This window comes from uncultured Subdoligranulum sp. (genome assembly GCF_937890665.1).
Genome location: NZ_CALADU010000202.1, coordinates 1 through 15,547, shown reverse-complemented (window position 1 = coordinate 15,547; position 15,547 = coordinate 1). Strand labels below are relative to the sequence as shown.

Here is a 15,547-nt window from a genome sequence, read left to right as displayed (position 1 = left end):
TTTCATCCCGCAGATACTCGTACAGTTCCCGCACCGGTTCGCCGGCAGTATCATTCAAATATGCTTCCAACGTGTGCATAAAGCTGCGGCGCTTAAACAGAGGACATTTTTTGTCGCGCAGCAGACGAACCGGGCAAACCAACAGCGGGTAGTCGGTAAAATCTTTCAGATCATCGGTTTTAACATACACGTCCCATTTAAAGCCGCGGTCCGCAAACTGTTTGGTGAAAACAGCCTCATACCGTTGCACAGAATCGGTATAGTTTTCAATCATGGGCATTTCGTCCCAGTACTTCTGCAACTCAGGACTTTGCACGAACCGTTTGCGGTAGACAATAAAATGCGACTGGATATGCACCGGCAGATAGCGGTACAGATGCTTCCCCTTAAACGGATTGGATTTTGCCCCATGGTGCATACTCAGCCCCCAGAAATCGAGGTCCTCGTTTTGCGCCATCGCGTCAAACATCTCTTGCAGAGGCTGCACCGGTCCCATCAGCGTAGAGTTTGTCATAACAATCTCATCAAATTCCGCAAGCTGTGCCCAGCCATAGGAATCCAGCGCAGTCTTGTACGCCCAAACATCCAGTCCTTTGTTCTCCCGTACAATAATGTGATCCGTAAAGGGAGCAAAGGCTGCACGCCCTTGTTCACTAAGTTTGCCGTTGCAAACAATCACCAATTCGCTAAGATTTTTGACTAGATCGGTGAGATAGTAGGTGATAAAATCGTCCACATCACCATTTTTCTCATAAAAGAAGAAAATCCCTAGTCTTTTCATACCCGTTCCTTTTCCAAAATTTTCTGAATCTTGGTTGCATCCCCCCACGTGCCAGGACTATCGTACGGACGATCTGGGAATGCGCCATAATCCAATTTGATTTTGTAGTTTTTCTCTTTGAGGAAACGCTCAACACGGTCCGCCAAAGATTGCGGCTTTCCTGTGCAGACGTTAATGATACCCTCGATTTCGTTTTGCACACTGGCAGCCACAATCATATTGGCCAGTTCTTCAACATCGATAAAATCGTATAAATTTTTGCCGCTTGTGAAGGGGAACGTCTTTTTTCCCTCTTCTTCTGCTTGCGCCAATTTGGCAAAAATCGAACTTCCGTGTGCCTCGTCGCCAGTGATATAGTACGCACGCAGCCAATGCAATTTGCAGGGACCGTCTGCCAAGGACAGCATCAAGCTTTGGCGCAGAGCATTTTTGGCAATGCCATACTGGCTCTGAGGTTTGCAGGGAGTGCTTTCATTAATGGGCCCCTCCCAATATCCAACCTCATGCATGGTACCCATTACGCTCAGCGATTCCAGACCGCCCTCGGCCATATGGTTCAAAAAGACCACATGGGAAGACAAATCTTTCATATGTGCCGAAGAATTGTGACGGAATCCGTCGCGCCAGGCCAAATGGATGCAGATATCAGGGCTTCCCAGCTGACGGTAGATGTCCTGATCCCCACTGAAAATCGGAACATCGCAAAATTCTGCCCGTTCATCCAGTCCCTTGAAAGCGAAGTCCGACGCAATAACCCGGTATCCGCGATCCAATGCATTTTTTACCACGTGGCGGCCGATATACCCAGCCGCCCCTGTTACCAGAATTGTTTTCATGGCAATTCCTCACTTCATTCTGTGCTGTCTATGCACTAAAACCAATCATAAAGCCGCTGCAATCGAAGTTGATAGAGAAGCAGCGCCATCGTTTTCTTCTTATTTTGCCTTGCAATCTGTAAAAAGTCAAGTCTGTGACCCGGATAGCCTGCCAAAACCTCCCGCAGAGAGCGCCATGCAAATCTCCGCAAGGCAGTTGGCGCCTTGGCATCTCGAAGCTGATGCATCAAGAAAGTGATTGCTTCTGTTTTGCGCAGTGTCCAGACTCTGGATTGCTGCGCAACTGGGCATCGGTTTGTTAGAGCGGCATATTCCGCGTCCATCCACGGTCCAAGCGCCCGCACACGACCACGGAAGGCCTCGACAGAGCGGCACAAAGATGTGCTTTGTGCTCTCTCGAAATGCCTGTATACTGCCAACGGGGAATACACTGCGCGATCCGTCTTGGCATAAAGTGTCATATTAAAAATAAAATCTTCTAATCCATAACGGCAGCGCTCATCAAACACAATGTCCTCCAACGCTTCTTTGCGATAGAGGGCATTCCAAACAAACTGCGGCCCACTGTTTTGCAGAAAGACCTCATAGCCATCTTTCCATAAATAACTGGCTTGCCCGCCATCGTGCGGTTGGCGTGCAAACTGACCATTTTGAGCTTCTCGAAACAGCTCGTAGTCCCCACGAACCACGTCCGCCTGTGTTGCCTCAGCAATTTCTAACAGGCGGGGCAAAGCGTCCGGCAAAAAAAGGTCATCGTCATCGCAGAAAGCGATGTAATCCCCGGTGGCGGCACTCAGCCCACGATTTCTTGCCGCGCAGATGCCGGCATTTTTTTGGGTAATAACCTGCACCCGTGCATCTTGACAGGCCAAATCATGGCACACTACAGCCGTTTCATCGGTAGATCCGTCGTTGACTATGAGCACTTCCAATCCTTCCACCGGCTGGGAGAGAATGGCCTCTATCGCCGCCCGCAACGTCAGCGCAGCCTTATAAGCCGGTATGATGATACTGATCCGTACTGCCACGGGTTGTTCTACCTTTCTACTTCTTTTTCATTACCTGATACAATCGTCCGTATGGGAGCGGTCCCGGCAACAACTTTTTCATAAAGCCGATTTTCCATCGAGCCTGCGCCAGATCCCGTTTTAAATCCTGTGGGTGGCACAAATAATTAGACAATGTTTTGGGAGAGGCTAATGGATATACACCGCCATCTTCCACCGTCAGCGGTCCTAACAGATCAATCTCTTGCCGGGTCGGATTGGCAACCAACCGTAAAAACGGCTCGATTGCCGCCGCTTGGGGGATTCTTTGATTCCGAAGAACACTTTTTTGCCAATCATATGCAAATGCTTTGGCGCCATCTTGTATTTTTTGAAGAATTGGCTCTGTTGCCTGCGGCTGCCGACATACCTCTATGTGGGTACGGCCCTGCCGGTAGCCCACGGTCGCCCCGACATCTTCGGAAATCATCCGTTCCAGCATGGGCTGTGCCGACCAATACAACGTAGTCTGTTGGGAATCCAAAGAGAGAAACACATCAGTCCGGTTTGCAATGGGCCGTGTTTGAAGGCGTTCATCGCCAGACAACTGTAAACCCTGTAACGGCATATTCAGAAGACTTTCCAGCAGCATTTGGGTGGTTCCGCCGCTGCCAATATCCACCAAACAATTTCCTGCTTGCAGATGGCTCTGCTGCAGATAGCCTTCCGCCAGAGAGTCCTGCGGAAGCTCAAATTCTTTCAGCAAGGCAATCAGATTCTGGTCGGCCTTTGTATCTTTCAGATTAAAAGTTTCTTGAATCGCATGTTTGGGGCATTGCACACCACAATACTCTGCAATTTGCTTTCCTGTCAAAATCTGACGCGGTAAAGCCTCAATCAACAGCGTATAGGCCTTTTTCTGCAGCAATGCGGGACACAGACTGCGGCGGGACACCTGTAAGTAAGAGGTTGGCTGTTCAGGATAGAGCGTTTGATAGATTTCCCTTGTCAGGAACATGTCCCGTGCCAAAAAGAACAAGGGCTTGTCTTGATGGCCCGCCCGAATCCATTGGCAAAAAGCCACTTCTAACGGGCCAATTATCGAATAGCCTAGAGCCTCGGCCGGATCTGTTATTCGCCCCAGACGATTGCGAACGAAGGCCTGTACAGCAACACCAATCCATTCTTCCGATTCCGATGACGAGCACAAAGAGGCACGCTTCGGTACATGCCATGCGCGAATCCCGGCCAGTGCAGCGCCGAACACGTCCGCACGCCAATCGTCACCGACAAAAAGCACGTCCGAGGCTTTGAGTCCCGTTTCGTGCAAAAACCGATGGAACAATTTGCCGCTTCGTTTTTGGACTCCATACGTGCTGGAAACAAAGCCGCCATCCAGCATATCATATCCGCAGCGCCTAAGCATCGCGGAGATTTGCTCCTGTGGCAAATACATATCCGAAATATAGTACAGGCGCTTTCCCTGCGCATGTAGCTGGCGAACCGCTTCCAGCATCGGGTAATTCGGCACCACAGCGGAAAGTTCCAGCCCGCACTCCTGCGCTGGATTCCATCCAGCCAGACAGGGCCGAGCATAAATTTGAGCAAGGGTCACCTCCCCCTGCGTTGCGACACGGGCCTCCCTCTCTGCTTGAATGCGTGCCTGTGCGAAAGTTTCCCCTTGTAAAAGAAATAAATCGGTAGGCTTTGCTACATCCCGATGAATCAAGGTGTCAAACACATCCAGCGCTACCGCTTTATAAGGCGCAGCTTTGCGCACGATCGTTTCTGTAATGTTCATGACAAATAGGAAATAGGGGGCCGAAAGAAAATCCCCGCCACAAATCCTTTCCAGATAATCGAAATTCTTGCTAACCGTTTGCCCCGCGTATCTTTGAGTACCTGCAATGTATGCCACAAGTCTTTGGCAACCAGCCAGCTCCAACCACGAATTCCTTCCCGGCGGTACAATACCACATCATTTCGATAAAAATAGCGGTATCTTGCCCACCGTTCAGGGGTGTCTGTTGCAATATTGACGGTCCCCGGATTCTTCATTGCGTGCAACACGCGGCTCTCTGCCACTACATAACAAGGCATTTCCCGTGAAATACGTCGTGTATATTCCCAGTCATCCGACCAGATAAAAAAATCTGCGATTGGCAAACCAAACCGGCGCACAGATGCCGTCGGCAGGAAAAGCGATACAAAACTTGCCATAACCACAGAACCATATGGTTGCTCATAATTCGGCAAATCCGTATAAGGCGTGATTCGCTGGCGATTCATCGGCTGATCGGTCCCATCCTGCGCCAACGCTCGGCTAGAAAGCCAACCATAATTTCCACCCAACGCCTGATCCGCCGCGAGCAGTTGCTCCAGTGCTTGCGGCTCCGGGATGGTGTCATCATCCATCAGCCAGAGTGCATCGTACTCCGCCTGAGCAGCTTGCTGGGTTCCGTAGGCAAAGCCTCCGGCGCCGCCCAAGTTCTTTCCCGTATTGCGGTACACCAGTGCAGGCCAGTGCATAGCTGCAACGGCCGCCTGCGTACCATCTGTGCTGGCATTATCGATTACCCAAACAGCTGCCAGCGGGGTCGTTTGGGCTTGCAACGCCGCCAAACATTGCCGCAGCAACGGCAGGCGGTTGTAAGTCACCACTACGGCAGCCACACGCATAGGATTACTCATGGTTATTGGGGAAGAACTTCCGCTTTAAAAACGCGCAGCCCTTATGCAGCCAATTTTGATGTTCCATATAAACCAAATCCAGTTCTTCGTAACTGATGTTGTTTGTGGTCAGCCAAGCATCCAACAATCTTTCGCTGACAAAACCAAACACACGCTTGTCATTGTCTGAATATCCGGTCATATCCAATTCCCGTTCCAATTCAAACAAAATGTCGAAAAGCCATGTGCAATAGTGGCACAGCAATTCCCGCTTCATGACAAACATATTGAAATGGTGTCCATGGGTTTTGGACATATACAAATCATATGCCGGAAGGTATTCCGGGCACTTCCGCTCAATGATAGACCGCGTTACCGTAAGATCCTGCTTGTGATGGGCATGGATATACTGAGTGTAATTGGTTTCGATAAAATAATGCCGTTCTTTAGGCAATACCACATTGGTAGTGGCCAAAATCGCACTAAGCTCATCGTGGCCGATAACACGCTCTTTTTTGGGCGCAAAAACACTCTTTTTCCTACTGCCGAAATACCGCCGATAATGCACAATGCCGATATAGTCCGAATCAATATTATGCGCAGCCCAGTACAAACCGGTCAATTCGCAAAAATTTGCATTGCGTTCTGAGATGTTTTCGCCCGTATCATCCCCAATATAACCAATCGCCGGATGAATGGCATGCCCCATCTGTACCGGCAGATACATAGGATCGTCCGGTACCCAGTACGGTTTATGTGTGGCAATGATAATGGTCGTCTGCAAAGTGGTCTCCCCGCCTCGTCAAAGCGATGGCTGTTTTACCCCAATGCCATCGCGTTTCCTATGCTTATACTTAGCACCTAGTATAGCGCTTTTTCACCAGAATACAAGTTACAGAACGGTTACCAAGCGTCATTCCCCGTCTGCTTCCATCTCTTCTTGCTCCTGCGCAAGCCGTTCCCACTCGTCAAACAGCTCCTGCTGGTGAAAACGCGTATCATCCAACTCATCGCACTTTTCTCGCAAGAGGATGTGATCCCGCAAAACCTCCGGATCGTTGATCTCGTTTTCCAGCTCTACAATGTGGGCCCCCAGCTCTTCAATTTCCGTTTCGACTGCTTTTAGTCTAGACCGAACTTCAGCACGGCGGCGACGCTGCTCTTTGCCATATCCTTGCTTTTTCGTCGGCTCTTCTGAACGAGAAGTGATCTCCGGTTTGGCCGCATTCCGATTCTTCAGTGCCTCAAAATTAGGATAGATGGCCGCCTTCCCTTCTTCTAGATACAAAATCGGGCATCCAAGGGTCTGCATCAGATACCGGTCATGGGTAACTAGCAGTAAGGTTCCGGTATAGGCATCCAACGCCTTGGTCAAGCTTTCCCGCATATAAATATCCAGATGGTTGGTAGGCTCATCCAAGAACATTAAATTGGGCCGTTCCAGCGCCAATTCTGCGAAGCGAAGCCGCGCCAATTCTCCGCCAGAAAGCTGAGCACAGTCTTTGAATACATCTTCACCGCGATACCCAAAACGCGCCAGATGGCTTCTCACTTCCAGTTCTGTAAAGCGCGGATATTGATTCCAAATCGCGTCAATCACACGGCCTGCGCGGCGGGCCTGCTGCTGGGTAAAAATTCCGGGCTTGGCACCACTACCCAGTCGTACCATGCCAGACGAGGGACGCCGCTTCCCATCCAGAACCTGCAGCAGCGTGGATTTTCCCGTACCGTTGGGACCTGCCACGATCAGCTTATCCCCGCGGTGCACGATATAATCCAATCCATCAATCAGCGTCCGCTCTCCGATACGAACCGTCAAGTTCTTCATAATGACTAGCTCGTCATAGGGTTCAATGTCGTACTCAAATCGGAAATTCAGCTCCCAAGCTTCAGCCGTCGGGGCCTCTACAATTTCCATTTTTTCCAACTGCTTACGGCGGCTTTGCGCCATTTTCGTTGTCGAAGCGCGTACCAAATTCCGATCGATATACTCCTGCAATTTGGCAGCTTTTTCTACCGCCGCATCATGCAATTTCTGCTGACGCTGATCGGCTGCCTCACGCTGTGGCAGATATGCAGAGTAGTTGCCCCGGTATACCTGAATCGATTTGCCCCGCAGTTCCCAAATTTTGGTACAAACCGCATCCAAAAAATACCGGTCATGGCTGACCACCAAAACCGCGCCGCGGTAGGTTTTAAGGTAGTTCTCCAGCCAATCCATCGTTTCAATATCCAAATGGTTGGTAGGTTCGTCCAAAATCAGCAAATCGGGACGTTCCAGCAGCAGCCTCGCTAACCGAAGTCTGGTCTGCTCGCCGCCGGAAAGAACGCCTGCCAACTTTTCCCAAGTCTGTGCCGGGAATCCCATACCATTCAACACCTTTTTGATTTGGGTGTCCATTTGGTACGCGTCCATAGCATCAATCACCGCATTACAATGATTGATTTGCTCTTGTATCTCCTGCTCTTGCGGGTACGCAGCCAACCGTTTTTGTAAAATTTCCAGTTTTTGCATGGCCTCCAACGCAGGGGTAAAGGCCAACCGCATGGTCTGGTAAACATTCAGTGTCGGATCCAGATGCGCGTTTTGTTCCAGATACCCACAAGTCACACCGTTTCCAAAAGCAGCCGTTCCCGTATCTGGTAATGCTTCACCATACAAAATCCGCAAAAGCGTCGTTTTTCCCGTGCCGTTCGCGCCGATCATGCCGATTCGGTCTCCCCGCTCGATGCTCGCATTTACATCGTGCAGAACCTCATGTTCGCCGAAGCTTTTTCCAAGTTCTTGCAATTCCAGTAGCATAGTGCTTCTTTCCCTGTTCCCTTTTCTCTTAAAATATGCCGCTGCCTTTCCTCAAAAGCAGCGGCACAGAGCCCGGTGCCGTCTTCTACGCTCAGGCTTCGTTACTATGGCGACGATTGCGTACGCCAATGTTTTCCAATTCTTCCGGCTCCATAACGATTTTATAGAGTTCCTCATAAGAATGAATCTCATATTTAGGCTGGATACCGGTATGATTTTCTTCGTTTTTAAAATTCACCCAACAAGTGTCAAGCCCTGCATTTTGACCACCCTTGATATCAGCCAGCAAATCATCCCCTACCATCAGAACGCGGCTGCGGTTGGTGATCCCCAAATCCTTCAGTACATGTTCGAATAGCTTCGCAGAAGGTTTCGCAACACCTACTTTTTCAGAGATGTAAATGCCATCCATATAGCGAGCCACTCCGGAGTCGCGGACGCGAGCTTGTTGAACCATTGCGGCTCCGTTAGAAACCGTCGCCAACGTCGCCACTTCTCCGAGTTCTTCCAAGGCGTTTAACGCACCGGGAATCAAATCCGCATGCGTAGAAAGCAGCTCTTCGTAGCGATCATTCATCGCATGACTCTTCCCATTATCCGGCAGCTCCATTGCTTGCATAAACCGCAGGAAACGCGTCTGGAACAGCTTTGCCTTACTTAGCTTTCCCTTCGCCAATGCGTCCCAAAGGTCACGGTTGACCTGATGGTATACCTCACAGGCATGGGCATCATGTGGCAGACCATATTCTTCCAGCATTGCCGTCAATGCCTGTTGCTCCGCCGCATCAAAGTCCAACAATGTATTATCTACATCCAACAAGACGCACGTATAAATTGCCATGTTTTGCTCCCGTTATTCTTGCCGCACATTTGCGGGAGGCTTCACGGCCTCCCGCAAATATGCGGCATCCTAATTATTATAAAATCATTCCGAAGAGGAAGAAGAGCTATTTCCATCCGGCGTGGCTTGCGGTTGCGGCGTGGGAGCCGCATTAACCGTCAAGACAAACACCGCTTCTGCACCATTGTTTCTTGCACGCAGATGATAAGTTCCCTCCTGATCGGCCGTAAAGGTAACTTGGTCCCCCGTTGCCGTCCAAGAAGTTTCATCGCAGCTCCACGTCACATCGCCGTTTTTATTCTGCACATTGGCGTTCAGCGTTGTGCTGCCTCCGGCAGTGATGGTGCCGGTACCACTGATGCTGATAGCCGTGGGATCAGATTGTACCGTCACAGTAATTTGAGCCGTCGAGAACCCGCCGTTAATCTCAATGCCCGCCTTAACCACATAGGTGCCTACATCACTGGGTGTAAAGGTAAATGTTCCACCGTTCATCTGCAGCTCGTCATTCACGGCCCACTGCACATTGGTATTATCGTAGCTCTTTCCACCCAGCTTGACCGTTGCTGTAACAGAAATCGATTCGCCCTTCTTGATGGTCGTATCGCCACGGTCCAGCGTCAACTCCACGCGGGCATCGTTAAACATCGCCGTCACAGAAATGTCTTTGGTCAGGTTGTCGTATCGCGTTGCATCCGTAACGCCGTCGCTCCACTTGTAGAAGGTATATCCCTCTGCGGGAACCGCGGTGACACTGACCTGCGAACCAGAACTGCCTTGGATCTCCAGACTGGAAACCCCAGTCTTTCCATTTCCAGTCAATGTACCCTTGCTCGCATCCTCAACCGAATAACTTGCCGTAAACTGGGTAGGTGTAGCGCTGGGTTTCGGCGTAGCCGTACTGCCGGAAGCTTGCTCTGCACGTTTCGGAATATCTTCGGTATCCGGGCGGGTATCATCGGTCTGATACGCATGGGATTTAACATATTCCAAAAATGCATTGGCACCTGCAGCATTGAAAGCCCCCGTAGAGGTGTCCACATAGTCCGCTACGGCATATCCGTTGCTATCCTTTAGGATATCGGTACTATTCAGATATTTATAGCCCAGTTCATCACACGCGGCTGCAATAGCCTGATTAAACTGATCAATAATCGTCTGCGTTTCTGCAGCTTTGTCACTATCCTTGGTAACAGGCGGAATCGCACAGGCAATAATGTCGCAATACGAATAGGCGTTTTCAATATTTTTCAAGGCCTGCTTATAGTCGCTGATAAACTCATCTACCGTGACCGAGCCATCCACATCGTTACTGCCGATCATCACATATACACGGCGAGCCTTCATCTTTGCGATGGCCTGCGGAATCGTATAAGTATTGGAATCATCCTCAAACGCGACGCAACTCTCCTGCAAGAAGTCAGTGATCTTCAAATCCTCTTTTCCTGCATACTGATCCAGCGTAATGCGTCCGTCCTTTTGCAAAGACACGGCGCTACGATCCCCCACAAACAGGCTCTGGGTCAGGTAGGAATCATCTGCGGAACTATCCCCCAAAATAGCGCCCAAGCTGGTATCCAGCGGGTACTGATCCGGGTCATAGGAATCGCCGGCGCCAAACAGATTCAAATTTTGCGGCAAAATCCATGCCACCACAAAGCTGATAACCACCGCCAACACACATAACGCCAGCACAATACACGCTTTGCGCTGAATAGGGCTGAGACTGGGTCGGGACTGGGACTGATTACGGCTCATCGGTAACAGTGACCTCCTTGGTAGTAAGGCAGGAGGCGGATAGCCATACCCCACCTAGTATAAACAAAATCATTATAGCACAAAATCTATCGTTTGAATATCCCTTTTCAAAAAATGTAACGGGTTACAAAACAATGACAAAACGCCTCAACCCTGTGGGGGCTGAGGCGTTTTACTTGTTAGGACAGCAGCATTCGGTCATTGGCAAAATCGCCATCACTGACCTGCTCAAAACGCTTTAGCAAATCACCTACTTGAAGCTTTGTTTTTTCCTCTCCTTTTACATCGTAGATCACGCGGCCTTCATACATCATAATCAGACGGTTTCCATATCGAATCGCATCTTTCATATTGTGCGTAATCATCAGGGTCGTCAGGTGGTTTTCATGTACAATCTTATCGGAGAGCGCTAGTACTTTAGCCGCCGTCTTCGGGTCCAAAGCCGCAGTGTGCTCATCAAGAAGCAGTAGACGAGGCTTTTTCAAGGTAGCCATCAACAGGGTGACTGCCTGCCGCTGACCGCCGGACAAGAGTCCCACTTTGCTGGTCATACGGTCTTCCAAACCCAGTTCCAGCGTTTGCAGCAGCTTATAATACTGCTCATGCTCCTTTTTGGTAATGCCGGTACGCAGCGTGCGCGCCATACCGCGTCGTGCCGCCAATGCCAGATTTTCATCGATTCCCATCGTCGCGGCGGTTCCCATCATAGGGTCTTGAAACACTCGTCCGATGTACCGAGCCCGTTTATGTTCAGACAATCGCGTTACATCTTGCCCATCAATAATGATTTTCCCCATATCAATCGGCCAAACACCCGCCACAGCGTTCAGCATGGTGGATTTTCCGGCACCATTACCGCCAATTACAGTAACAAAGTCGCCGTCCTCTAACTTTAAATCCAACCCATTCAGCGCAACCTTTTCGTTGACAGTTCCCGCGTTGAAGGTTTTATACACATTTTTGATCTCAAGCATCGGTTTTGCCTCCCTTCTTCACGCTGGGTTTGGTAAAATAGCGACTCTTCCAATACGGTACTGTCAAGAAGATCGCCACCACCAGTGCTGTCAGCAACTTAAGGTCGTCAGTAGACAAGCCAAGGCGCAATACAAATGTCATGACCATATAGTAGATAATGGCGCCAATAATCGCGGCCGTCAATTTCAGCGCAAAGTTGCGGAAGATCTTACTAAAGATCACCTCACCGATAATTACCGCCGCCAATCCAATAACAATGGCACCACGCCCCATATTGATATCCGAAAAGCCTTGGTACTGTGCCAGCAAACCACCGGATAATGCCACTAACCCATTAGAAATCATCAATCCCAACACCTTAGCAAAGCTGGTATTGATACCTTGCGCCCGGGCCATATGCTGGTTGGCGCCCGTCGCACGCAGCGAGCAGCCCAACTCCGTACCGAAGAACCAGTAAAGCACCGCAATCAATACAACGCAAAAAATCACCAAGGTGATTAGAGGGTTGCCAATCGCCATATCGCGCACATAGCGGGCCGATACCAACAGATTGTATTTGTCCACACTGATGGGCAGATTAGCTTTACCACCACCGGTCCCCGTTCCCATAATGCGCAGATTCACAGAATAGAGTGCCAGTTGGGTCAAAATACCCGACAAAATCGCAGGAATCCCGCAGGCCGTATGGAAAATACCTGTGACCATACCAGCCAGCATGCCGGCCAACGTGGCCGCTAACAACGCCAATCCAACCGGCACACCATTCAAGACCAGAACAACACAAACGGCACCGCCGGTTCCCAATGAACCGTCCACGGTAAGGTCAGCAATATCCAGAACTCGATAGGTAATGTAAACACCGATCGCCATGATTCCCCAAATCAGTCCCTGCGCTACCGCGCCGGGCATCGAATTGAGCAGCGAAGTGAAAAATTCCATGGGGAAACATCCTCCATCCGCAATATAATTTTCAAGCACCAAAACAGCGGGGAAAGAGCATTATCCCTTTTCCCGCTGTCGTTATCGTTTTGTCTTACTCGCTGATCGCCTCATACCCGTCCGGCAGGGTCAAACCCAACGCCTCACAGTTAGCGGCATTATACTTCTTGGTCACATTGGGAGCATATTCTATTGCCATAGTAGAAACATCCGCACCCTCTGCGAGGATCTGATAAGCCATAGTACCGGTCTGGTAGCCCAAATCGTAGTAACTGATAGACAATGTTGCCACACCGCAGCCCTTGCAGATGCCTTCCTCCCCAGCCACAACCGGCACCTTGGCAGGCAAAACCACATTGGCAATCGCCTCCGTATTAGAAGCGGCCGTGTTGTCTGTGGGAATGTAAATCACATCGGAAGCATCTGCCGCCGTCTGTGCCACCGAGGTAACATCGTTGGTATCGGTAAAGGCATACCGCTCCACCGTGTACCCCATGTCAGTTAAATACCCTTCAATGACGTCGCACTGGTATACAGAGTTGGCTTCCGCACTGCAGTACAGCAGACCCACATTTTTGGCCTCTGGGAAAAGTTCTTGAATCATGGCCGCCTGCTGATCCAGCGGAGCCAGATCCGAAGTGCCAGACACATTACCGCCAACGGTACCCGTCCAATCGCTGATGTCCAGCGCCGTTGCGTAGTCCGTAACCGAAGTACCGAGGATGGGAATATCCGAAGTGGCCTGTGTCGCCGTCTGCAACGGAGCGGTAGCATTCGCCAGAATCAAATCCACGTCCGCCGAAACGAACCCGTTGATGATTGTAGAACAGTTGGCTGTATCGCCGGAAGCATTCTGTTCATCAAATTTGACCCCTTCAGCCCCAAGCTTTTCGGTCAGTGCATCTTTAAAGCCCTGTGTTGCCGCATCCAAAGCGTCATGCTGCACCAACTGGCAAATCCCAATTTTATATACGGTGCCGTCGGCGGATGCCTGAGAGGCAGAAGTTTCCGAAGTTTCCGCAGCGGAAGAGGCTTCCGAACTGGACGCCGCGCTGCCGCATGCCGAGAGACCAACCGTCATCGCCGCCGCCAGCAACAGGGATACTGCTTTTTTCATTATTCTTCCTCCAAACCGTATCGGCGCCGCTAAAAACTCGGGTCTGTAACGTTGCCCGCTCCGCTTTGCCGATTTAGTGCTTTAAAGTATAGCACACTTCACCGCAGTAAAGCAATATTCACCTTGCACAATTTCTCCCGTTATAACACACCATCCCATGTGCAGTTCGCACAACGATTTTACATTGAAAAAGGACCGAGCTCCTATTGCTCGATCCTTCCACAAAGTACAATATAGTTTCAATCGCCGAAACAGGCATTCTCTGCCTTTTGCAGCAATTCCAGAAAACGCTGCGGGCTGCTGGCATGGCGCAGCGCATCCACCAATGTATTTCTGCTCAGCAAATTGACCAGCCGGGCCAAAATTTGAAGGTGAAGACTCTCTTCCCCTTGCGGGACGGCAATCATAAACAACAAATCAACCGGTCGCCCGTCCGGTGCGCCCCAGTCTACACCACGCCGCAGTGTCAGTGCAGAAACACCCGGTGCCGAAACGCCCGCATTTCCGGCATGGGGCAAGGCAATGCCATCCCCTATCGCCGTCGTCCCACCAAAGTTCTCCCGCTGGTATACTGCGTTATAATAGGCAGTTCCGTTGGTAATGACACCAATACCCTCCTGAAGCTCTACCAAAATGCCAAGCGCATCTGCCGCATTGTTGATATTGGCATACAGAAGAATTCCCTTGGGATCCATCAATTCGCTCACTTTCACGATTGGTCCCCCTTTGTCATGGGCTTACACGTCTGTCACGTGACGAATCAACTGATATAAGTACTCTCCAACCGCACCTTCCGAGCAGGTACAGGTCGTGACTTCATCGGCATTCGCTTTCACTTCTGCCGGTGCATTGGCCACCGCCACTGCATGTCCAGCCGCACGCATCAATTCCAGATCATTGTAATAGTCCCCAATTACAATCGTCTTTTTCTGGGATTTGTTCATCAGTGCACAAAGATCATGCATTCCCGTAGCCTTGCTAACACCGCCCGGCATAATTTCTAAGTAGATATTGTTGGTTGCCAAGAAGTAATTATCACGTCCATAATACTTCGTCTTCGCATATTGACCTAATTTGCGGATGGTTTCCGGATCCGAAGCAAAGACCACTTTCACCCATCCGTCCGGCACACATTCAATGGGGCAGGCAATGCTTCCCAAATGCTCATCCACCTGATGTGCATGCGTGTATTCGTTGGCGTGAATCACATACATTTCCCCATTTCCTGCCATCACCTCGACTCCCAAACGAGGGAATTTCGGCAAGATGTCGGAGATGGCTGCCGTTGCCTGCTCGCGATTGAGCGTAGACCGATGCAAAACCGACTCTGTGGAGAAATCATACAAGAGCGCACCGTTGCAGGAAATGGCCGGCAACGAAAGCCGGATTCCTTCCAATGCTGCGCGAATCGACTCGGGAGGACGACCGGTAGCCACCGTAAACAAGCCCCCCATTTCGATGAAGAGCTGGATCACCGTCCGATTGCAAGTCGGAAGGCCTTCCTTGGCCGTAAGCAAGGTATTATCCATATCACAAATGACAAGATAATCGCTGAGTGCTGATTTCATGCACGGTGTTCCTTTCTTAACCGGTTCAGAAATTCTGTAAAATAAGGCGGTAACGAAGAATCAAACTGCATCCACTCGCCCGTGGCAGGATGTTCAAATCCCAATTCTTTTGCATGCAGACACTGTCCTGCAAGACTTTTGATACAGTTTCGCGGTCCATAAACGGCATCTCCCGCCAAAGGATGCCCCATAGAGGCCATATGCACACGAATTTGGTGGGTCCGCCCCGTTTTGCCGTTTCAAATACAATCATTTCCAGGATTCCTATCGACC

14 protein-coding genes and 1 pseudogene are annotated in these 15,547 nt (G+C 50.3%); all 15 read right to left on the bottom strand.

The annotated features are described in order from the left end of the window. Positions 1–781, bottom strand: a 781-nt coding sequence (locus Q0526_RS11575; protein WP_298733753.1) for a rhamnan synthesis F family protein, incomplete at its 3' end; no start/stop codon positions are given. Then, positions 778–1,617 (bottom strand): NAD(P)-dependent oxidoreductase, encoded by an 840-nt coding sequence (locus Q0526_RS11570; RefSeq protein ID WP_298733751.1) that lies wholly within the window; start codon positions 1,615–1,617, stop codon positions 778–780. The genes Q0526_RS11570 and Q0526_RS11575, both read right to left, overlap by 4 nt. 35 nt (positions 1,618–1,652) lie before the next feature. Beyond that, the gene (locus tag Q0526_RS11565) at positions 1,653–2,645 is read right to left on the bottom strand and encodes a glycosyltransferase family 2 protein (protein ID WP_298733749.1); all 993 of its coding nucleotides are present in this window, start codon (positions 2,643–2,645) and stop codon (positions 1,653–1,655) included. Between the two features lie 16 nt (positions 2,646–2,661). Beyond that, complete coding sequence (locus tag Q0526_RS18835) at positions 2,662–4,512, bottom strand: HAD family hydrolase (protein ID WP_366522093.1); 1,851 nt, start codon at positions 4,510–4,512, stop codon at positions 2,662–2,664. Continuing rightward, complete coding sequence (locus tag Q0526_RS11560) at positions 4,401–5,282, bottom strand: glycosyltransferase family 2 protein (protein ID WP_298733747.1); 882 nt, start codon at positions 5,280–5,282, stop codon at positions 4,401–4,403. Before Q0526_RS11560 ends, Q0526_RS18835 begins: the two co-directional genes overlap by 112 nt. A 4-nt stretch (positions 5,283–5,286) precedes the next feature. Beyond that, a complete protein-coding gene (locus Q0526_RS11555) occupies positions 5,287–6,057 on the bottom strand; it encodes a DUF4422 domain-containing protein (protein ID WP_298733745.1) in 771 nt (256 codons plus the stop codon). A gap of 129 nt (positions 6,058–6,186) precedes the next feature. Beyond that, the gene (locus Q0526_RS11550; RefSeq protein WP_298733743.1) at positions 6,187–8,076 is read right to left on the bottom strand and encodes an ABC-F family ATP-binding cassette domain-containing protein; all 1,890 of its coding nucleotides are present in this window, start codon (positions 8,074–8,076) and stop codon (positions 6,187–6,189) included. A gap of 91 nt (positions 8,077–8,167) precedes the next feature. Further along, positions 8,168–8,917 (bottom strand): YjjG family noncanonical pyrimidine nucleotidase, encoded by a 750-nt coding sequence (locus Q0526_RS11545; protein ID WP_298733740.1) that lies wholly within the window; start codon positions 8,915–8,917, stop codon positions 8,168–8,170. An 84-nt stretch (positions 8,918–9,001) separates the two neighbouring features. Beyond that, positions 9,002–10,675, bottom strand: coding sequence for a GDSL-type esterase/lipase family protein (locus tag Q0526_RS11540; RefSeq protein WP_298733738.1), 1,674 nt, complete (start codon positions 10,673–10,675; stop codon positions 9,002–9,004). A gap of 179 nt (positions 10,676–10,854) precedes the next feature. Beyond that, positions 10,855–11,649 (bottom strand): ABC transporter ATP-binding protein, encoded by a 795-nt coding sequence (locus tag Q0526_RS11535; protein ID WP_298733736.1) that lies wholly within the window; start codon positions 11,647–11,649, stop codon positions 10,855–10,857. Next, a complete protein-coding gene (locus Q0526_RS11530) occupies positions 11,642–12,589 on the bottom strand; it encodes an ABC transporter permease (RefSeq protein WP_298733734.1) in 948 nt (315 codons plus the stop codon). The genes Q0526_RS11535 and Q0526_RS11530 overlap by 8 nt, the downstream gene beginning before the upstream one ends. Positions 12,590–12,683: 94 nt before the next feature. Continuing rightward, positions 12,684–13,706, bottom strand: coding sequence for an ABC transporter substrate-binding protein (locus tag Q0526_RS11525; RefSeq protein ID WP_298733732.1), 1,023 nt, complete (start codon positions 13,704–13,706; stop codon positions 12,684–12,686). A 239-nt stretch (positions 13,707–13,945) separates the two neighbouring features. Continuing rightward, positions 13,946–14,419 (bottom strand): PTS sugar transporter subunit IIA, encoded by a 474-nt coding sequence (locus tag Q0526_RS11520; protein WP_298733730.1) that lies wholly within the window; start codon positions 14,417–14,419, stop codon positions 13,946–13,948. Between the two features lie 24 nt (positions 14,420–14,443). After that, positions 14,444–15,274, bottom strand: coding sequence for an HAD family hydrolase (locus tag Q0526_RS11515; RefSeq protein WP_298733728.1), 831 nt, complete (start codon positions 15,272–15,274; stop codon positions 14,444–14,446). Further along, positions 15,271–15,507: pseudogene (locus Q0526_RS11510) on the bottom strand (RNA pseudouridine synthase); the annotation flags it as partial. The pseudogene Q0526_RS11510 and the gene Q0526_RS11515, both read right to left, overlap by 4 nt. Between the last annotated feature and the right edge of the window lie 40 nt (positions 15,508–15,547).

Coding starts and splice junctions, on each gene's coding strand:
- Q0526_RS11570 (WP_298733751.1), bottom strand. CDS start 1,617: ATGAAAACAATTCTGGTAACAGGGGCGGCTGGGTATATCGGCCGCCAC.
- Q0526_RS11560 (WP_298733747.1), bottom strand. CDS start 5,282: ATGCGTGTGGCTGCCGTAGTGGTGACTTACAACCGCCTGCCGTTGCTG.
- Q0526_RS11550 (WP_298733743.1), bottom strand. CDS start 8,076: ATGCTACTGGAATTGCAAGAACTTGGAAAAAGCTTCGGCGAACATGAG.
- Q0526_RS11545 (WP_298733740.1), bottom strand. CDS start 8,917: ATGGCAATTTATACGTGCGTCTTGTTGGATGTAGATAATACATTGTTG.
- Q0526_RS11540 (WP_298733738.1), bottom strand. CDS start 10,675: ATGAGCCGTAATCAGTCCCAGTCCCGACCCAGTCTCAGCCCTATTCAG.
- Q0526_RS11535 (WP_298733736.1), bottom strand. CDS start 11,649: ATGCTTGAGATCAAAAATGTGTATAAAACCTTCAACGCGGGAACTGTC.
- Q0526_RS11530 (WP_298733734.1), bottom strand. CDS start 12,589: ATGGAATTTTTCACTTCGCTGCTCAATTCGATGCCCGGCGCGGTAGCG.
- Q0526_RS11525 (WP_298733732.1), bottom strand. CDS start 13,706: ATGAAAAAAGCAGTATCCCTGTTGCTGGCGGCGGCGATGACGGTTGGT.
- Q0526_RS11515 (WP_298733728.1), bottom strand. CDS start 15,274: ATGAAATCAGCACTCAGCGATTATCTTGTCATTTGTGATATGGATAAT.